Origin of the sequence: Parvularcula sp. IMCC14364 (assembly GCF_030758415.1) — a bacterium.
GTDB lineage: Bacteria > Pseudomonadota > Alphaproteobacteria > Caulobacterales > Parvularculaceae > Aquisalinus.
This window is the reverse complement of sequence record NZ_CP132334.1, coordinates 1,852,467-1,872,947: the sequence shown is the minus strand read 5'-3', so window position 1 is coordinate 1,872,947 and position 20,481 is coordinate 1,852,467. Positions and strand designations below refer to the sequence as shown.

Here is a 20,481-nt window from a genome sequence, read left to right as displayed (position 1 = left end):
GGCGAACCTGTAAAGAACTTTTACAGGCTCAGCATAAGTACAAGGAATTACGAAACCGTATGTGAATGGTTATCAAACACTTAAATCAGGCATTTTATGCGGGGTCATCAGAGAGCCAGGCCTTGAAACCCGTATATTGTGCGACCTTCCGGAACAGGAGGAGATTCATTGCCAGCGCAAAGCTGATACTGAGGACAAGCGTCAGCAGCATCTGATGGATGTAATGCCAGGAGGAGACAACCGGTAATTCTACAAAACCAAAGGAGAGCGCGCCGTAAAAGCTGGTGCCGAAGATCACGCCGAGAATGGCTGACATCGGTGCCACATTCCGGAATAAAAGGCTGACAATAAAGGCTGACAGAATAGGCATGGAGAGCAATCCGTTCAGCTGTTGCACCAGATTGATGATGCTGTCAGCGCCTGAATATACAGGCACAAGGATGAGGGCCGAGACCACAAACATGCTGGTGATAATACCGGAGAGGCGGCGTACATTCGGCGTCTTGTTCACATAGGCCTCATGCAGGTCTACCACGTAAAGCGTCGTCGAGGAATTCAGGACGCTGTTGAAACTGGTGAGAACGGCAGCTGCCATGAAGGCCGCAAACGCGCCGGACATCCAGGTTGGCAGAACCTCGCCAACAATACGGCCGTAGGCGGCATCGCCGATGTCGCCATAGAGCTTGTAGGACACAATACCGGGGATCACCACGATCGCCGGAACGATAAGGAGACGAATACCAGCCGCAGCAAAGACACCCTTTTGCGCTTCTTTCAAGGTGGGCGAAGCCATGGCCCGTTGGGTGATTGTCTGATTGGTGCTCCAATAGAAAATCTGGATAAAGATCATACCAGTCAGCAAAGTATGCCAGGGGATGGGGGAGTCATTATCACCGATCATGGTCAGGCGCTCTGCCGGGATGCCGGAAAAGTCATAATTTATCGCTTGCAGGGAGAGCAATACAACGGCCACCGCCATAACGAGAAGGCCGACACCGCTATAGGTGTCTGAAACAGCCACGGCGCGTAACCCGCCAAGAATAGCGTAGGCAGCACCAATGACAGCAAAACACAGTGAGATAACAATGATGGGCGCTTCTATCCCGAACATGGACTGCATGAAGAGAGAGCCGGTATAGAGCATGATTGGCAGATAGATGAAGACGTTGCCAAGCAGGAACAGGACGGCAATGGTGGCGCGAATGTTCTTGTCACCATAGCGCTTTTCGAGAAGTTCTGTCGTCGTCGTACACTGATATTTGTAGTAAACCGGCAGGAATACAAGTGCCAGAACAAGCAGCCCGGCAACGGCGGCCAGTTCCCACCAGGCAAGCAGCGCCATCTGGTTGCCGTTCATGCCCACAAGCTGATCGGTTGAGAGATTGGTCAGGGTGATCGACCCGGCAACAAAAATCCAGGAGAGGCCCCCGCCAGCAAGAAACTGCTCCTTGTTCGGGTCATCCGAGCGTACCGTGTCCGGTGCCCGGCATTTCAGCCAGGTGAAAAAGCCGATCAGGCCGGTGATTGTAACAAAGATACCAATCTGGAGTGCCTCTGGCGACATGATACGTTCCCTCTTTTATTTTATACGCCAGCAAGCAGTACCAGCAGGCGGCAGTTCCCAGCTGCCAAATACCAGCGCCCCATCTGCGGACCTTATATTTTTCGGGATTGTTGCACCATCCGGCCCATAATTGAAAGCAAACACAACATCGCCTCTACGACGGATGCGCACATGCTCAGGCAGGATATCCGCCGGGATGCGTTTGTCTGTGCAGAGCTGTATCAGGGTTTTGAGAATGAAACTGCCATCCGGTACCGTCGTGAAGAAAGACATGTTGGCGTGATGGAACAGAAGTCCCGTGCCATCCTCCATAACTGCGGCGGGCACGATCTCAGTCTGCACATGATCAAGCCACTTGCCAGCCTTTACTTCACGTCCATCCAGTTGGCCCCTGATAGAAATATCTTCTCGCAGGGATTCAGAGTGAAGGATTTTCAAGGGCAGCACGGTCTGCAAATCTCCAGGTGCCAGAGAAGGGGGGACCTGAACATTTCTTGTTTTACTGCCCGTGCGCGGGCCAAGGACAATATGGGCGTCCGTTGATTGGAGACGTTTGATGAAACCATCGGGCAGGATCGGTAATGAGGGTACCAGCACAATGCTGTAGGCGGACAGGTCAGCGTCCGGCGGAATAATGTCCACGTCCAGTCCCAAACGCCGCGCCGCACCATACCATGTCAGGACCAGTTCCCAGTAGCTCCATGATGCACCCTGTGGCTGAATATCAAAAAGCCACTTTGCTTCGTAGCTAAAAACCAGCGCGATTGACGCTGTTGCTGTAACCGGCGTTTGGCCGAGCTTGGCGATTTCAGCGGATACTTCACGCGCTTCCAGTGTTGCTGGTGCCGGTTCATTATTGACAAGATTGAGCCCTGCGTGAAATTGTTCCTGCGCGAATGGCGCCTGTCTCCAGCGAAAGTAGCTGACGGTTTCAGCGCCGTGGGCGAAAGCTTCCCAGCTCCAGGTACGCACCATGCCGGGCAGCGGAGCCGGGTTATGATGCGCCCAGTTTACTGGACCCGGCTGTTGCTCCATCACCCACCAGCGTCCGTTTTTGCCACAGGCACGGTAAAGGTCGTGATGAAAGCTGGTAAAATCTGGATGCCCTTGCCGCAGGTAAGTGTGTTTGTCTTCAACAGGAAAAGGTGCAACGTCCAGAAAGCCCAGCGGATAGCTGTCCCAGGAGGCAATATCCAGATCCCTGGAAACCTTGAAGTGATCAAAGCCGGTATAGATACCCATGAAATTATGGATGATCGCTTTACCGGGAGAAGCAGCCCGCAAAATGTCACATTGCAGTTTGTTGAAGCTGACCACCTGATCCGAGGAGAAGCGATAAAAGTCCAGCATGTGGGCTGGTGTCGCTTCTGTTACTGTCATATTCGGCAGGTCTATTTGCGAAAAATCAGTGTACTCCTGACTCCAGAAAACAGTACCCCAGGCCTTGTTGAGAGCAGCAATATCATTCCGGAATTTTTCTTTCAGCCAGAGGCGAAAGGCTTTTGTTGCCTCGGGTGACCAGCTACGAGTGGTATCATGGCAGCCATACTCATTGTCGGTCTGCCATGCGAATAGGGCAGGATGGGCTGCATAGCGTTCTGCCATAAGCTTGCAGATCCGAGTTGTTTCCCGGCGGTAGGTGAGAGACGAGAAGCAGTAATGTCGACGTGAGCCAAATTTACGCGGTTGGCCTTGCTCGTCATAAGCCAATATATCCGGGTGCGCATCAACGAGCCATTTGGGCGGCGTCGCAGTGGGCGTGCCAAGGATGACCTGCAGATTCTCACTGCCGAGAGTATCCATGGCCCGATCCAGCCATTCCCATTGCAGATTTCCCTGTTCTGGCTCAATCCGGCTCCATGCGAATTCGCCAATGCGTACACGGGATATACCTATATCAGCCACGCGCTTGGCGTCATCTGCCCACATATGTTCAGGCCAGTGTTCCGGGTAATAGCAAACACCAAGTGTAAGTTCATTTGCCATGAGAAGTTCTTTCAATAAAATACAGGCAACCGGAAGGGCCGCACGGTAGGGTAATAGTGCCTGCCGGGTATGACGTATCTTCTTTTGTTGAAAGCAGGTGCGTAGCCGTGGCGGAAGACCACCCGGTGAGTTCTTCAAAAGAGACAGGCAGATAAAAGTCCTGAGGGTTTGTGTTGAGGAGACGCAATAAAGCGGTGCCGTTCTTTTCGTACGTTATAATCTGAGCATCAATATTTTCACCAATATAAATGCAGGCTAATTGTCCAGTATGAATGAGGGGACGATATTTCTTATACAGCTCTGCATATTGCAGGAATGTCGCGGCATCCGTTTGGGAGAGTTTGCGCGGATCAAGCTCTGCCCCAAAATGTCCGAATAATGCCACCAGACATCTGAAGCTCATCGGCAGGTCGCGTCCCGTCATGCCATATGGCGCTGGTCCCGCATGACAGCCCATAATTTCTGGCGGGAGGAAGAGGCTCAGATTGCGCTGGATACGCACACGTTCAAGGGCGTCAGTATTATCACTGGGCCAGACCCTATCGGTATATTCCAATATGCCGAAGTCGATACGTCCGCCGCCGCTGGAACAGCTCTCAATTGTGACTGCCGGATGGTTGGCCTTCAACTGCGCCAGTATGCGGTAAAGCGCCAGCGTTTGCCTGTGATAGACAGGCCCGTCATTCGTTGAGCCGGGATAAAGCGCGCGATTATAATCCCACTTCAAGTACTCTATATTCAACGTATCAAGCAGACCAGATAAGAAAGTAAGAATGAACTGCTCAACATCCGGGTTGGTCAGGTCGAGCACCAACTGGTTGCGACCCGTCACCTGTTCATATCCTGTCGCCTGAATGGCCCAATCAGGGTGTTCCCGATAAAGCTTACTATCAGGGTTTATCATTTCAGGCTCAACCCAAAGGCCAAATGACATGCCAGCGTCGTTCACAGCCTCAACCACAGGCGCAAGTCCGTTCGGAAAGCGAACCGGGTCTGGTTGCCAGTCACCCAAACTGGTTTCGTCATTCTCGCGCCCGGTAAACCAGCCATCATCCAATATAAAGCGCTCGACGCCTATTTTTGCTGCGGCCTGTGCAAGCTCAATCACGGAATGTTCATCAACATCAAAATAAACACCTTCCCATGTATTAAGATGAACAGGACGTGGTATTTGATTATTCACCTTGCGGAGGAATTTGTGATATCGTTTTCTAATTTCATTCAGGCCGCGATATGAGCAGGCAGTATAGGCAGTCGGACTTTTGTAACTGTCACCGGGTCTGAGTCCGACTTCACCGGGAGCCAGCCATTCAGATAATTGTAGTTGTGCCTCGCCATGTCCGTTTTGTTCGATCGAGAGTTGATGGTTGCCACTCCAGCCTAAATGCACGGCCAGTGCTTTGCCTGACTGGTCGGTCGTTTCTGCCTCTGAAAGAATCGCGAATTGCGGCCAGTCGAAGCCGGGTCGGCCCTGTCTACTTGTGCGTTCTATTTTACCGCAAAATAATGGTACGCGGTCAAGATGACCTTCATCTGCCCAGTTGCCACGGAAAAGATGCGCTTCGCTCGCCCATACCGGCAGTGGTAGACAAAGCGCTGCCATGTTAGACAAAGTGTAGTCATGATCGCTGTCATTCAACAATATGGTTTCACTGCTCAGTACACCACTTTCCGGGCAAAGGCTGAAAGTCAAATTCAGTGAAAGCTTTTTCAGAGCGTCCTGACAGTAGAAAGTCACGGATGTTTCGGTTGCTTCGAATTTACTGACCTGAAATTTTGTTTCCCAGGGACCTTTGCCAAACATCCCTGAAATGGCTGGTTCGCCAGCAAAGCCACGACCATGTTGCGGAAAGACGGAATGAGGCACCGGAATGTCCGGGGAGGCGGGCCGGACGGGCACGTCAGGCAAAATACGTTTCGGGCAGGTGTCAGCAGGACCCAAATAGACCAGCTCGGGAAGGTTGTCGCCGCGCTGGACCAGAAGGCAACGAATATCACTGCCACTTATTTCGTGCCAGATAGCTTCCTGAGATGATCTGGGGTGCTGCATTATTGCATCCTTCCTGCGGCGATACGCTCGGGCACATTGCCTGGTCTGTCAATCTGGTAGCGCTATTCAGATGCAGCCGGGCCCTTGTCAGTGCCGATAAATCCGGCTTTATCATGCAGGCATGAGTATGGAAATTATTGAGCTTGATTCTGCTTTGCCTGAGACGGTCTATCGGCGTCGCCATTTGAAGGCTGATGGTCGGGAGCTGTTTTTATATGGATATGAGCAGCCATGCCTTGAAGCCCTTCCGGAGATGGCGGATGAGCGCCGTTTTGGGGGAGAGTTACGCCATCATCCTTTGCGGCAGGACTGGTCAATTTATGCAGCTGCGCGGCAAAACCGAACCTACAAGCCATCAGCCGCAAATGATCCGCTTGCACCGTCCGTTTCAGGCAATCCGTCCACGGAGATACCGTTTGAGCATTTTGAGCTGGCTGTCTTTGATAATCGCTTTCCGGGTATGCACCCGGAGACAGACCATCCTGTAGACAATATCAGCGGGGTACACAAAGAACAGGCAAATGGAAAATGTGAGGTCATTGTTTATGCACCGGATCAGACAGGCAGCATTGCAACATTGACGCAAGCGCAGCGTTTACTGCTGCTTCGTGCCTGGATTGACCGCTACGAGGCCCTGTTTGCTGCGGGCCACAAGTTTATACTGCCGTTCGAGAACCGTGGAGATGAGGTGGGCGTTACGCTACACCATCCGCATGGACAGATTTACGCATTTCCGTTTGTGCCGGCTGTTCAGCAAAAAGCCGTGGAGGCTTTCGAGTCAGGATATGAACTCGCCTCTGAAATGCAGGCTTGGACGCAAGGCTATAACATTTGTAGTGCAGGCGGACTATCTGCTTTTGCTCCGCCATTCGCGCGCTATCCATACGAAGTCTGGCTTGCGCCACACACACGGCGCGCAGGACCCTGGGCGTTCAATGCAGAAGAGCTTGAGGGATTTGCTTTTTTGCTGGGGGAGATTACGCGTCGGTATGACACTTTCTTTGGCAGGACCTGCCCGTATATGTTGTCATTGCAAGCAGCACCCGCAGAGCATCAAGACACATTTCACTTTACTGCGCAGTTTTACCCGATCCTGCGTGGGCCCGAGCGGCTTAAATATTTTGCCTGCGTCGAACATGCGACGAATGTTTATACGGTCGATGTGATGCCAGAAGAAACAGCCAGGGTGCTGAGAGATATATGAGCATCCAGGAGAGTTATGAGCGCATTTACGGCGCTTCGCCAGTCGCAATCCAGCAGGTGCCAGGTCGCGTTAATCTGATAGGGGAGCATACAGACTATAATGGCGGTCTGGTATTACCAACGGCTATCAATAAATCGGTCTCGGTTGCGATCGGTGAGGCAGCAGATGACTATTATTATTTTACATCTGCCATATTCCCTGACCCGGTTCGACGTGATCTGAGTAAAATCCGCACGGGTCACTGGTCTGACTATCCTCTCGCAGCCTTTGCCTGGCTTAAGGCGCAAGGTGGCTGGCAAAAGGGGGCTGAAGTCTACATTGATAGTGATTTGCCCCACGGGTCCGGTCTATCCTCTTCTGCGGCCCTGATCGTGGCCATCCTGAAAGCTGTGACAGAGTTAACAGGCCCGTATATGACGGATACTGAAGTCGCCAAAGCTGCACAGAGGGTTGAGAATGAGTATCTTGCTGTGCCATGCGGGATCATGGACCAGATGGCTGTTGCCGTGGCTCGGCCAGGGCAGGCGTTATTGCTGAATACCGAGACGCTTGCCTTTGAGTTGATTGAATTACCGCATGCGCATTCCTTTGTGGTGGCTCATTCTGGTGTATATCGACGACTGGATGAAGGGCGTTATGCTTTGCGTCGCAGGGAATGCGACGCGGCGGCGGCGGCGTTGGGTGTCAAATTGCTGTGCCACCTGACAGAAGAGTCCGCGAAAGGGTTGATACCCAAACTTGAGCAGCCGATGCGCCAACGTGCGCGACATGTCTGGACGGAACATTGCCGTGTTCAACAAGCTGCGTCAGCATTACGTGCACATGAGTTGGAAGAGCTTGGCCAGTTGATGACAGAGAGCCATCATTCAATGCGGGATGATTTTGAAATTTCCTTACCCGTTATTGATGAGATGGTTGACTGCTCCAGACGCTTCGGCGCGCTTGGGGCGCGTCTTACAGGTGGCGGGTTTGGGGGATGTTTTGTGTCATTGGTTGAAACAGCCAAAGTTGATGACTGGCAGCAACGTATGTTGCAGGCTTTCCCGGAAATAACTTTTGTTTGAGTAATCCGTCAGGCGGGGGCGGCCTCTGCCATGGATGGTGTGCTATAAATCAGCTTTGCCGGCCCGGCTGGAACGAATGGTGCCCATTCACCTTCTACCTGTGCCAGACGATCTGCAACCGCATAGATGACGGCAGGGTTGAACCCGAGGCCAAAGTGGCTAGCGGGTACTTCTATATTTTCAGTCTGTTCACCTGGCATCTGTATCGAGCCTTGCCATGAAACAATGCCGTCAGATTTGCTGTAAATCGACGTAGTGGGGACAGGCGGTGCTTCCCCTGAGCGCTCATATCGCTCTACGTAATCGCCTTCCGGTTTGCCATTGATCGCCTCAAAAAGGGTTTTGGCATTGGAATAGTCTGTATTGCCAATGATAGGACTGCCGAGTGATATGACGGAGCGAGTTTTGTCAGGCATGAATTTCGCAATTTCCCTGGCGAACACACCACCAAGGCTCCAGCCAATGATGGAAATCTGACGCCCTTCGCGGCGGTGAATATCCAGTACACGGTCATGCATTTGCTGTTCGCGTTCTGGGTTGAATGTCAGATTTCGGCCAAGTTTCCAGCCATAAGTATTATAGCCAAGATCTTTCAGAACTTTCCGTAAGGGGAGCGTAGATGTATCGCTCGCAAGAAACCCTGGCAAAACCAGAACTGGGTGGCCGTCTCCTTTGGGGAATTTTTTCATCAGCATACGCAATGCGTAAAATGACTGAAGTTCAAATACGGCGCGGCATTCGGCCATAGTGAGAAGGAGAGACGGTGCTTTGGCGCAACCTAGACGACCCATACTAAACTTTCCTGTGTTGCCCCCTACATTTTATATGTAGTTGACGCCATAGTCATATGTAACGGGCAAATATGCAAGAGTGCATCGCCGATAAATACGACGACTTATTGTGCAGTGCACAAATGGTTAACCGCTTATTGTGCGCTGCACAACGGAGCCGTTTCCTAGCCTGCGGGGGCACTCTTGCCGTTCAGGCGATCTTTTTGTCTTGACTTTTCTGAAACGCGCGTAATCCGGCTAGTCTTTTTCTTTTTGACTTCACTCTCTTGGGGTGGTTCTTCCGTGCGCGCTGTTTTTAGTTCCTTATTCGCAGCGCTGAGCATTTCTTCAAATGCTTCCTGGATACAGCTGGCGTAAAAGGCCGGATCCGGAATTGCTTTGCGACATGCGGTGAAGCATACCGTAACCTTGTCAACATAACTGTGAACAACATGCCCAAGGCCCAGTCCGTCCAGCAGGCACAGATTGCCGAACATGTTAACCATTTGTGCGCCAGCGGAGTAAATTGGAATGGGTGGTCCGGGTACGTTTGTCACAACTGTATTGATGACTGGTTTCATTCTGTTGGCTAACCCGAGCTGTGTATAGAGGCGGGCACCGAGACCAAGATACAGGGCAGGTGTTGATTTGCTGACTTCTGTCATCTGTCGTGCGCCCAAGGCATTCGTCATTTTCTTGGATTTCAGTGTTTCGCCATGCACATATTGTATGCGTTCTTTAGGGTTGCTTATATGCGAACCCAGCGGAGCAAACATTGCCGAAACCTGGTTGCCCATGGACCCCTTCTCGCCTTCCTCGCGCACAGAAATTGGTGCCATCGCGACAAGTGAAGAGGAGGGCAGTTCCTCCTTGGCTTTCAGATATTTGTTCAGGCCGCCCCCGACAATTGCCAGCATGACATCGTTTACTTTCGACCCCTCTGACAGGGCGCGCAGTTTTTTTATGTCGCTTAACGGAAATGTGCAGGCATCAATCGTGCGGTGGGCTGTGACCTTTTCGTTAAAGCGTGTGCGGGGCACGTGTCTGACAGCGTCGAGATCAAATTCGCCCTTCGCAAAGCTGCGCGTTGCCTTGTACATGCCGGGGACGGATCGGCGCAGATGATTGAGTTGGCGCACAGGATTGGTCCAGGCTCTGACATATCCCTTGGCAAACAGGCCCATTTTATTTGGCATTTCATCCGGCTTCCATTCATCCGCGATGTCTGGCGCTGTCACATCCGGGGACAGTGAGTTAAGGGCGTGCATCATGTCGATGCCGGAAAGGCCATCTATGCCGGCATGATGAACTTTTGACAGCATCGCGTATGAGCCTTCCGGGGCGCCATCAACATTGTCCAGTCCTTCAACGATGGTGATTTCCCATGGGGGGCGCGTCAGATCCAGTGGTCGCGAAAAAACGCGTGCGGCCTGAATGCAGAGCTGTCGCCAGTCTCCCGGCTTTGGCAGGGCGACATGCCTGACATGATATTCAAGGTCAAAATCAGGGTCTTCGATCCAGTAAGGGTGATCAATCCCAAGCGGTACACGCACCATCCGTTGGCGCATGGATTTGGCCAGGTGCAAACGCCCTTCAATGAACCTCAGAATGTCCTTGAAGCGCACAAATCCTTCAGGTGCCGTAGACGGATCATATATCACTATAGAGCCAATATGAAGCGGTGCATGCGTGCGCTCCAGTGCAACGAAGCTGGCATCAAGGCCCTGCATCTGCTTCATAATGTCCTCCAGTTTATATTTTTTCGAATGTTACACCGGGAAAGCGTGAAAGTACAATCCTGCCGGGGGGTGACCCAAGCGTCAGTTGAAGGCCTTACACAAGTAATGGTTTCAAAGAGCGTCCGTGTGGTCGCTCCTGTGGCTGAACCTCAAAGTGCTCAAGGACGGTCGGAAACCAGTCAAGGATGGAGACTTTCTCCGGGTACACTTTATGGTTGCCAGTTTTCACCCAAAGCACGCCATCAGGGTGATGACAGCCACTCTTGGTCTCTTCGATTTGGTAGAACGTCTTGAAAAATGGTTGCTGTTCTCCATTCACGACCATTTGCGCATTTTCTGGCACAGTTGTGTTGATGCGGCAGCCTATTCTCAACCCGTTTTCTTCCTGCTCAAGGTCAAATACTTTTTGCCCGTCCAGCGCCATATCTGAAAGAACCTGTCTTGCGTGCGACAAGTCTTCAGCATTTTCAAAATCTACCCGAAATTGATGGGTCATTACTGGTCGCACATCCCTGCATTTCAGTTCCAGATCCTGAAGAAAAGACAAAACATTTCGTATACGATAGAATTTTTGTCCCCCTGTTTCCTCGTATTTGAGGAACGGCTGCTGGCTCAAAGCTGTCATCAGGGCAAGTTGCGCCCCGTGTTTTTCGAATTCCAGAAACTGCCCGATAATGCGGTCCATATTCTGGTAGCCCGACAGGATCGCATTGGCATAAATATCAGCCTCATGTTCGGGCGGGGCATTCACAAAGGCCGCTGGTTCCATATGGCGCCAATAGGCGTGTTGATAATGTGCCGTCGAGTTCAGAAAAAAAGTGGCATAAGCCGGGCGCGCCTTGAGCCAGTGATGACGGAAAATATCTGCGAGGATATTGTCGAGTTCCATGGCGCGACGCCAGCCAGACTTGCCGCCACTCACTTTCTCAGAGCCGATCTGCCGCGCGAGGCGTATAGCAGTCTTGGGCTGCAGACCATTACGAACCAGGCTGGCCGCAAAGGAAACCATTTTGCCCAAGTTAGATTTGTTATCCGCATTGGTGTATTCCTGAACTTGTGACTGAATATAAGTCTGGAGCGGATAGAGAGTTGCAGGTCTTGATGTCTCGGTCGTGCACCATGGATCAGGCATGGCAAAGCTTCCGCCAGAAACTTCTGTTGAGGCGTTCATGCTTGATATGTTGCCTGTATCAAATCCCGCTTGGTTCAAAACCTGCCATATATTCGTGTGCCCTGCGCCCGGCCCATCAGTCAGATGAAAGACCCCGTGTTCATGAAAGGGGAGGCCTGTGTGAATGGAGTACCATTGGATCCAGGGCTCCAGTTCATGCGGCTTGGTCGTGTCCGGCTCCGTAACAAATACTGCGGCGGCGTCATGAAACTTGCGAAAATTGGGCAAGTCTCCTGACGTCATCCACTTTTCCAGAAGCGGGGGGCACAGTTCGTTGAATTCGAGAACAATCAGGGGCTGCATGGTATTTTTGCTCCGGCTCATTGGGCTGAGCGTAATATCAGTGATTATATTTGCAAAAAGGTAAAGCTGCGAAAGCGCCTTATCTACTGCGGTGTAACTTACAGCAGGAAATCTTCTGCCAGTGACAGGTCGCTGGCATTTGTATCCCTGAAAATGATCAGGGCATCATCAAGATCATATGTCTGTATCTTCCCGCTCTTGCGATAGGCGAGAATGGTGTCATCGCCAACCTGTTGAAGACTGATGATTTCATCAAATATTTTCATCACGCCAGAGCGTCCATCCGAGACGAGCACTTCTTCTGGCATACTTGATAGGTCGACGACATCAATGCCCGCCTCAAAGTCGGTGATGGTGTCAGTGCCATGCAGGTTTTCAATCACGAAAGTATCAGCACCATCGCCGCCAGTCATAAGGTCAGCTCCAGGCCCGCTGATGAGAAGGTCATCACCAGCACCGCCAGTAAGTGTGTAGCCCAGATAACCGTCAATCACGACATTCGGGGCCAGTTCCAGAGAGATATGCAGATTGTAGGAGGCGCCGTTGTCCACACCTTGCCCAAAGCCATCAGCACTCCATGTATTTACCAGTATGAAATACTGCCCGGCTTCAAGGAAGGTATATTCCAGATATGAGTCCTGCCGTTTGTTGCTGCCGGGATCTACCGGGCTGTCATCATTGAAAGAGATAAGTTTGAAATTCTCATCATACAGATAAAGGTAGGGATCATAACTGGATGAGGTTGCATCCATATCAAAGTAACCCTTGGTTACTTCCTCGATGATAAAGCTATAAATATCAACATTACCGCCGCCGGTTCCCTGCACCGTTGCGTGCGGAATGGTAGTGCTGTTCGCAATCTGGCTATTTGCCTGAAGGCTGAAAAATCCATCAACGCTCAGGGCGTTGGCCTGGGTCGAAATATTATCGAATTGTGATTTGATGATTGTGTTTGCAGAGGAGGGCAGATGGTCATAGCTGCGGGCAAATTCTCTGGCGATGGGTGTATCACCGGCGGAGATAACATCATTACCTGTGCCTCCAATGGCTTCTTCGATAATAACATCTTGCGCGATTGATACATTGCCGACCAACCCACCTACATCAGAGAAGCTCCCTTCAGTGAGGTCAATGCGCTGATCGTCTGCGAAACCGGAAAAGTCCAGTATGTCAAAACCGCCAGCATCCCAAACCGCAAACACCACATCCTGAAAGGGCGAGGTGATATTGAAGAAATCTCGACCCGTGTTGGAGTTGAAACCGTAGATTGTATCACCGGTCCGGGTGGAAAGGTTGGCGCCATAGAGTTCTTGCGCAGCGGCTATATCATCAATCAGGGGGGCGGCAGCATATGTGTTGAAGAACTGCGCGCCGGTATGGGTTTCACTCCAGTAACTCATGACAGAATATTGTGAGCTGTCCTCATAATACTCTGCATGTTGTCCGTAGCTGAGGTTGATGTCCGGATCGGCATTGTAGTCACCGGGATGCCCCAACCCGATCGCGTGCCCTATTTCGTGTACTATTGTCAGGCGTCCGTAGTTACCCAACGCTGGATTGGCATTATTCTGTTGACTCATATTATACCAGCTGTCGCCAGCATTGGCTGTATTGCCTGTTGAGCCGGGAAAATATGCAAAAGCAGCGGCGCCGTTTTGTCCGTCCGTGTACCCACCGAACAGCATGGTCGCCGTATCCGTGTAGGCCGCTGGACCTGAAGTGCCACTGCCGACACGTTGAAAGGTGATATTCGCGACATCCGCCCAGGTCTGCAGGGAGAGTTCAGCCTGAGTAATCTGTAGGGCATTGAAACGAGTGAAGCCGGTAGTGTCACTCGGCATTGATGTTGGTTCTGTAGACCGAAAACCATATGTCACAGATACGCCACTGCTGCCCCATGAAGCACCAGCACGGATCAATTGCAGTGCAGCGCCATTAACGTCGAGTGATGGTTTGCCATTGGGGCTATCCTGGCCGCGCTCATCGGCATTCAGAAAGCTCACGGGCGCATTATCAACATAATCAGGGGCGAATACGCCTGGGTCGTCAACAATGATTTCGTTATCAGGCTGAAAGTCATTCAGTGCGAAAGTGTCGGTTTGACCGGAACCTTCGGCAGCTACCGTCTCATGATCTACTCGTCCGTTCAACCCATCCCTGTAAAGATCGTATTGTGTTACAGAGGACTTGGTACCGCAGATCATGCACATGACTTTTCCTCCCGCGAAAGGTGATATGTTTTTTTTGAAACTTTATCCCGGTTTATGTGAGATCACAAACCACTTCTTGCAGGATTATTGAAGGCCCAGGGTCTGATTGAGTGCAGCCAGTAGCTCTTCATCCTCGAATGGTTTGTATAAAATGCGTACAGCGCCATAGGCGTCAGCTCTCGCAGTAACATTTTCAAGGGTACGTCCTGGCCCGCCCCCTGAGATCACGACGAAAGGCGTTGAGCTAAACAGGTCCAGATGTTCAGAGAGAAATTCCAGACCATCTTCTTCCCCAAGCCAGACATCAATAAAAGCACAGTCGAAAGAGCCTGTTTCAAGTTTCTGTCTGGCGATCCGCGTATTGTGCGCATGACTCACTTCATGCCCCTTGCGGGTCAGGACAAAGCTGATCGCATCTGCGACAGTATGATCATCTTCAATAAGCAGGATACTGGCCATCTTGTCATTCATTCTCTTTGGCTGTTTCTGACTGATGCTGCGAAAGCGGAATCCATACTCTGAATGTGGAGCCTTTTCCCGGGCTTGTGTCAACTGTCACTATACCGCCCCAACCTGTGACGATGCCCTGTACAACAGGCAAGCCAAGGCCTGTTCCTTCACCTTTGTCTTTGGTCGTAAAGAAAGGGTCAAAAATTTGTGCGCGGATGTTATCTTCCATGCCCTCACCATTATCAGTGATGTCAATCCAAGCAAAGGGGCCGATGCTGGTTGGTGTCATGCCTGTTGTGCCCGGAGGAGTACCACCTTTTCCCAGGGTGATAATGATGTTTCCGCTCCCGCCCTGGGCATCAGCAGCGTTATTCATGAGATTCATCATTACTTGTCGTAACCCTGTATCATCAGCCAACACACATAAAGCCGTATCTGGGAGCAGCAATTCGTAAATTATACCCTTGGCCGCGATGTCATTGGCATAGGCAATGAGATCTTTCATCAAGATCGCAAGGTCAACAGGTTGTGGGGTGTCCTGATCAGAACGGGAGATGGACAGGGTGCGCCGTAGAATCTCACCTGCCTTGAGAACAGCTGTATTGATCAAATCAAGATATTTGTGTCTGTCCGGCAAGTCCGGTTCTTCTTTCAATGCACGTGCATAGACACCAGCAGGGTGCAAAAGGTTGGAAAGTTCATGTGCGAGCCCGCCGGCAAACTTGTTCACAGCTTCTACTTTCTGTGTCTCAAAAAGCTTGCGTGAAAATTCTTCTTTTTCGCGTGCCAGGCGAACGCGCTCGGTGCGGTCAAGGCTGACCACAAGAGTTTGTTCTATCTTGCCTTTGGAAAATACGGGGTACATGAACAAAAGCCATTCTGTTCCGGCCATGCGCCCGCCAGTTATGGACAGTGTGCGCCCTTCGACAGGCTCTTTTGTCCTGAGCATCTGGGCATACATGTCTGACATGACCTGGACTGTTGAAGGATGCAGTACTTGTGATGGGTCCTTGCCTATGGTCTGATTGATGGACTGGCCAAGCCGGTCGGGGATGTAATTATTGGAATAAATGATCCTGCGGTTGGTATCATGCAGCGTTATGCTGACAGGTATGTTGTTGAGGATATAATTGTTAAGTTTCTCGCGTTCCTGCAAATCATGCGACGCTTGGATTCTGTCTGTGCGATCTATCGCGACAAGGATGATGCGGTCACCTGATATTGGGCAAATGGTGCAGTCAAAATATTTTTTTACGCCCTCGGCGCCAACCCAGCGGATAATACCACTCCAGGGCTTCTGGTTTGTGATAATTTCGCTCCAAATCTGCCGACGTGCGTCTTTATGTGCCTTTGCTTCATGGTCCATCTCGAACCATATCTGACCCGTTATATTCCTCTCTTCCGGGAGATCGAGTAATGAGTTCACGCTACCCGGTGCATAAAGAATCTCGCCTGCCGAATTCAGTATGGTATATCCAATGCCAGCGCCGCTTATTGCCGACAGGAGTTCTGCCTGCGTCACATCATTCAAGCCACGTATTTCAGGAAGCTGATTTTTTCTGTAATACAGGACCGTCAGGCCGACCCCTAAGAGTAGAATCGAGGTCGCAATAAGCCACGAAATCAGGCTGTCTGGTGCAAGAATGATAGTCAACACGCTTATAATTACAGCCTGCACGGCCAATAACGGGATGGCATATTTCTGGATGAGCCGTTCTGGAATCATGGCCGTCACTTTCGTCAGGTCAGGCGCCTTGGGGAAGGTCAGGTATCAAGACCGGCGTAAATTTTGTCCAGCGCTTTGGCGAGAACACCCAAATCTTCATCCGGCATTTCCGTCAGGAGGCTGGCGACGCGCTGGATGGGGTCTTCAGAGAGAATATCTTTCCCGGCAGAGGTCAGCTCATAAACCCTTGAGCGCGAATCGCTGGGACTCGGCTTCACGCTGACAAGTTCGCGTTTGAGTAATGAGGAGGTGGTGCGGGATGCTGGTCCGCTTGTTACGCCCAGATATTTGGCGAGACCAGCAACCGTTCTTGTCTGTTCCCCGGCACGATCGAAAAAGCGCAGAGCTGACCACTGGACGGCATGTAATGCCTGCGGGTGTTTTTCATCATAGATCAGGCGCGCAGTCTGCTCGAGCAGAAGCGCCAGGCCTCGTGTCCGGCGATCGGCCGGTATTGAGGGTGGGGCACCGTTTTTTTTCATATATTCATCGATGGCCTGCAGCACTATCTTTGTTCCTTTCGGATACCGTGCGTCTGGCGCAAGCCATCCCTTTCTCTCTCCACCGTCAATGTTACAAAAAAACAATGCCGGTAGCAATTATAAATGTTGACGAATAAGATGTTATAAAATATATAAGTGCTAGTAGCAGTTAAAGAATGCCGTATCAATCAGTCAGTAAGCGATACGGACCGCCTCATGCATTGGGTAGTGTAGTGTAGCGTGGGTGGCAACAGCTGCGGGACCTGGTGGCGTATTTGCCGGGTCCTGCCGCGTAGCAGGGAAATAAAAGGTTTTTTCGTCGGTTCTCTCTCTCCCCCTGATGGCCGACGAATGAAGAGGACGTTGCCTGCGTATCGGCAACGTCCTCATATTTTTTGCTTCAGCCTTGTTTCAGGAAAGTCCTGTCAGCTCTTTCTCCCCCCGCTGATAGGATCAGGGGGCTGGTTATAATGACTGGCCCCCGCTGAAGCCCTTTTTATTTGCCTCGTTTCAGATCGCGTATCAAAAACCGCGCAGGATGCAGCAGTTCCATCTGGTCTGTAGGCGCAGGGGAGGGGCTGCTGCTTATCAGGGAAGCTATCATGGCCCCGCAATAGGGGGCGGTTGTGAGGCCACGTGAGCCAAGTCCGCTCAGGATGAATACGCCAGAGTGATATTTCATTGTTGGGTAAGCCTGCCGCTTGCCCTGCTTCAGACCGTCATAGCTCTGAGCGGCATAACGCCAGTCTGGAAGAGCACCGACGATAGGATGTCGATCCGGTGTGACCGCGCGAATTGCCGTGCGGCTTTCACAGTGCTTTTCAGCGCTGATAGTGCTGTCAAAAACCTCTGTCAGGGCTTCCAGATTTTGGTTCATTCGCTGTTGCATAGGCGTGATGTCCGTCTCTGGCGTGACATTCTCATATGTCGCACCGGTCACTGTCCTGTTGCCCAGAGGTGCGACATAATGCCCAAATGATGTGGCAAGCATGGGGGGGGCGGCATCAAAAACATCAATCTGCCCAAGGGATTTCGTAATATGAGGACGGTCCAGATCGTTGCTGGATGCAGCCGCTGTGGCGATAACCATGTAGTCCGTTCGCAGAGTGCGGATACTGTCCGCCTCAAGAAGGTCTACAAGCAACTCTGTCGTGTCCGGGGATGTTTTGTAGTGAACGGCTTTGCCAGCAAGCACGGGTATTTCATCAAATAGTGCTTTCGTGAAGGCGGTCGGATTTATCGTGCCGCCTTTGGTGAGATGGAGGTGATATTTCCCGCCGAAGCTTAGTGTCTTGATACCTGTCAAGTCACGCAAATCATCCGTGTGGAGGCTACCCAACATCTCTTTTGGAAGAAGATCGTCCTTAATCAGTTTCTTATGGCGCAAGTCATCTTCGTCCCCTGTGGAAGCGATAATTCCTCCTTCCGCCAGGAGTATAGAGTTGTCATGATCGAGCGATGCCATCAGCCTTACTGTGTACAGCCAGGCATCACGATAAAATCGTGCGGCAGGGGTCTCGCCGAGATCAAGTCGGGGCAAAACGAGTCCTGCCGGGTTCCCGGAAGCGCCAGAGGCAGGTCCGGTTTCATCCACCACGGTCACGTCGAAACCAGCGCGCTTCAGGTGCCAGGCAGCAGCAGCGCCAGCGATGCCTGCCCCGACAATCAGTACACGCCTGCCTGACTTGCGCGATAGATTTTCGTAAGACAACCACGGCCGTTCTGGAGAATTCTCCTTGGGAGTGTTGGTAGAGGACTTCATAAAAGTACCCTTCAACATTTCCCTTTTTCGACCAAAGCCGGGCGTTTTTTCTACTGAAAAACCTGCGGCAATAAGATGACGGCGAACGGCGCCCGCAACCGTGAATGTGGCAACCGTTGCATCCGGTTTTGACAATCGCGCTATATGCGCCATTACCTTTTCAGACCACATGTCAGGGTTTTGGGCAGGAGAAAATCCGTCCAGAAACCATGCATCAGCTTTGAGGTATGCGTTTTCAAGACAATGCTCCGCCTGACCCAGAGCAAGCGTCAGCGTGAAGTTTTCTCCCAGGCGGACAGAATGAACCCCCGGAGTGAGGGGCGGGTATTGTTGCTCCAGAAGTGCTCCGGGGGGCGCAAGCGCAGGCCAGCGCGCGTGAATGCGCGATTGAGCAAGGCTGAAGGCTGTATGATCCAGGGGGAAACCTTCAATCGAGAAGGCATGAAGGTGCCCTCGATTGTGGCCACGCTGGTGCCAGGCCTGCCACAGGGCAAGTATATTCAGCCCTGTGCCAAACCCGAGTTCACCAACTGTGAACACATGATCAGGCGTCGCCGTGGTCAGTTCACGGAAGCGCTCAGGGATATTGTTGCCTGCAATAAAAACGTGCTGTGTTTCCGCCAGCCCGTCCATGTCGGAAAAATATATGTCATTAAATTGATCAGACCGCAGAATGCCACTGTCCTGCCAGGACAGTATGGCCGTCTCAAGCTTGTTCGACACTCAGGATTGCAACAATCTGGTCAGGAGTGTTGATGATGCATAGCCGTCGGCAGGCAGTCCCTGGTCACGTTGCCATTTACGAAGGGCTGATTTTGTGCCTGCGCCGATGATGCCATCCACGGGGCCCGGATTATAGCCTCGCTGCGCCAGTGCTTCCTGCAAGGATTTGCGCTCACTGAGGGAAAGCGGTCTGTCGCCGCGCGGCCAGGACTGAACAATAGGCTCGGCATTTCCGGCAATATGATCGCTTAAAAGGCCAATCCCCAGCGCGTAGCTTGTCGAATTGTTATATCGCAGTATTGCACGAAAATTATTGAAAACGAGAAAGGCAGGGCCTTGTGCGCCCGCCGGGATAATCAGGTATCCTGTCGCATTCAGGTCAATGTCATCTGTCAGGGGCACACCATCTGCCCGGTTGATGCCCAGGCTCGCCCAGGTTGCAACCATTTGTCGGTTGGATCTGTCTGCGAGAGCATAGTCAAATCCTTCTGGCAGGGTGACTTCAAAACCCCAGGGTTCATTAGCTACATACCCTGATCTTGAGAGATAATTGGCCGTAGAGGCAAACACGTCACCAAGATTTGACCAGAGATCGCGGCGACCGTCGCCATCATAATCGACGGCACTTTCTAGATACGTCGTGGGGATGAACTGTGTTTGTCCCATGGCACCTGCCCAAGACCCTTTCAGTTGACTGCGGTTGGCATATTCACGGTCAAGAATTTTCAGGGCACCAATCAACTGGCTGCGGCCAAAACTGGTGCGGCGGCCTTCATAGCCAAGTGTTGCGAGCGCTGAGAGCACATCATAGTCGCCCATGATCGCGCCATAAGAGGACTCCAGTCCCCAGATCGCCACAATGATTTCCTTGTCGACGCCATAGGCTTCTTCAATGCGGTCCAGAAGGGCGCTGTTTGCAGCAGCATTGTTCAACCCATTGCTGATACGCGAGTCCGATACGGCGGTGTCGAGATATTCCCACACGCCTTTTACAAATTCCGGCTGGCTGTCGTTCAACTCCAGAACCCGTTGCACGGGTATTACGGATTGCATTTCTCGATCATATGTCTCGGCAGAGATGCCCTTGGCGACGGCTTCTTCCTTGAAACTCTCTATCCAGCTTTCAAATTCCTGTGCCGTTGCGGGTTGCGACGCGAAAAGACTGCAGGCCAGTAGGGCTGGGATGACTGATTTTGGCATGGGAACATCACCTGTTTCGTAGGGCTCTATTTTCACTCTTACGTTAAGTCGATGCGCTAGGGCCGTCCAGTAACAAG

14 protein-coding genes are annotated in these 20,481 nt (G+C 51.7%); 2 read left to right on the top strand and 12 right to left on the bottom strand.

The window, feature by feature from the left end:
• Positions 1 to 94: 94 nt before the first annotated feature.
• From RAL90_RS09020 to RAL90_RS09010, 3 genes are read right to left on the bottom strand one after another with little or no spacing between them, the layout of a single operon-like run.
• On the bottom strand, positions 95 to 1,564 hold the full coding sequence (locus RAL90_RS09020) for an SLC5 family protein (protein ID WP_306249781.1): 1,470 nt from the start codon (positions 1,562 to 1,564) through the stop codon (positions 95 to 97).
• 15 nt (positions 1,565 to 1,579) lie between these two features.
• Positions 1,580 to 3,550 carry a beta-galactosidase gene (locus tag RAL90_RS09015; RefSeq protein ID WP_306249779.1) on the bottom strand — a complete coding sequence of 657 codons (1,971 nt, stop codon included), beginning with the start codon at positions 3,548 to 3,550 and terminating at the stop codon, positions 1,580 to 1,582.
• The gene (locus RAL90_RS09010; protein ID WP_306249777.1) at positions 3,540 to 5,600 is read right to left on the bottom strand and encodes an alpha-galactosidase; all 2,061 of its coding nucleotides are present in this window, start codon (positions 5,598 to 5,600) and stop codon (positions 3,540 to 3,542) included. The genes RAL90_RS09015 and RAL90_RS09010 overlap by 11 nt, the downstream gene beginning before the upstream one ends.
• A 121-nt stretch (positions 5,601 to 5,721) precedes the next feature.
• On the opposite strand from RAL90_RS09010, the gene RAL90_RS09005 reads away from it, so the two are divergent.
• Together RAL90_RS09005 and galK are read left to right on the top strand one after the other, a co-directional pair.
• The gene (locus tag RAL90_RS09005) at positions 5,722 to 6,804 is read left to right on the top strand and encodes a hypothetical protein (RefSeq protein ID WP_306249775.1); all 1,083 of its coding nucleotides are present in this window, start codon (positions 5,722 to 5,724) and stop codon (positions 6,802 to 6,804) included.
• Entirely contained in the window at positions 6,801 to 7,868 is a 1,068-nt protein-coding gene (galK, locus tag RAL90_RS09000; protein WP_306249773.1) for a galactokinase, read from the top strand. Before RAL90_RS09005 ends, galK begins: the two co-directional genes overlap by 4 nt.
• 8 nt (positions 7,869 to 7,876) lie before the next feature.
• On the opposite strand, the gene RAL90_RS08995 is transcribed toward galK, so the two are convergent.
• The 9 genes from RAL90_RS08995 to RAL90_RS08955 all read right to left on the bottom strand — a co-directional run bounded on the left by RAL90_RS08995 (position 7,877) and on the right by RAL90_RS08955 (position 20,404).
• Entirely contained in the window at positions 7,877 to 8,659 is a 783-nt protein-coding gene (locus RAL90_RS08995; protein ID WP_306249771.1) for a triacylglycerol lipase, read from the bottom strand.
• Positions 8,660 to 8,823: 164 nt separating this feature from the next.
• A complete protein-coding gene (locus RAL90_RS08990) occupies positions 8,824 to 10,377 on the bottom strand; it encodes a wax ester/triacylglycerol synthase family O-acyltransferase (protein WP_306249769.1) in 1,554 nt (517 codons plus the stop codon).
• Positions 10,378 to 10,471: 94 nt separating this feature from the next.
• A complete protein-coding gene (locus tag RAL90_RS08985; RefSeq protein WP_306249767.1) occupies positions 10,472 to 11,851 on the bottom strand; it encodes a hypothetical protein in 1,380 nt (459 codons plus the stop codon).
• A 98-nt stretch (positions 11,852 to 11,949) separates the two neighbouring features.
• A complete protein-coding gene (locus tag RAL90_RS08980; protein WP_306249765.1) occupies positions 11,950 to 14,061 on the bottom strand; it encodes a M10 family metallopeptidase C-terminal domain-containing protein in 2,112 nt (703 codons plus the stop codon).
• An 84-nt stretch (positions 14,062 to 14,145) separates the two neighbouring features.
• A complete protein-coding gene (locus RAL90_RS08975) occupies positions 14,146 to 14,520 on the bottom strand; it encodes a response regulator (protein WP_306249763.1) in 375 nt (124 codons plus the stop codon).
• 4 nt (positions 14,521 to 14,524) lie between these two features.
• Positions 14,525 to 16,237 carry a nitrogen regulation protein NR(II) gene (locus RAL90_RS08970; RefSeq protein WP_306249761.1) on the bottom strand — a complete coding sequence of 571 codons (1,713 nt, stop codon included), beginning with the start codon at positions 16,235 to 16,237 and terminating at the stop codon, positions 14,525 to 14,527.
• Positions 16,238 to 16,275: 38 nt separating this feature from the next.
• Positions 16,276 to 16,743 carry a MarR family winged helix-turn-helix transcriptional regulator gene (locus RAL90_RS08965; protein ID WP_306249759.1) on the bottom strand — a complete coding sequence of 156 codons (468 nt, stop codon included), beginning with the start codon at positions 16,741 to 16,743 and terminating at the stop codon, positions 16,276 to 16,278.
• A 472-nt stretch (positions 16,744 to 17,215) separates the two neighbouring features.
• A complete protein-coding gene (gene mnmC, locus RAL90_RS08960; protein WP_306249757.1) occupies positions 17,216 to 19,204 on the bottom strand; it encodes a bifunctional tRNA (5-methylaminomethyl-2-thiouridine)(34)-methyltransferase MnmD/FAD-dependent 5-carboxymethylaminomethyl-2-thiouridine(34) oxidoreductase MnmC in 1,989 nt (662 codons plus the stop codon).
• Positions 19,205 to 20,404: a lytic murein transglycosylase gene (locus RAL90_RS08955; protein WP_306249755.1), complete on the bottom strand. Its 1,200-nt coding sequence runs from the start codon at positions 20,402 to 20,404 to the stop codon at positions 19,205 to 19,207. It abuts the gene before it with no gap.
• Positions 20,405 to 20,481 lie beyond the last annotated feature (77 nt).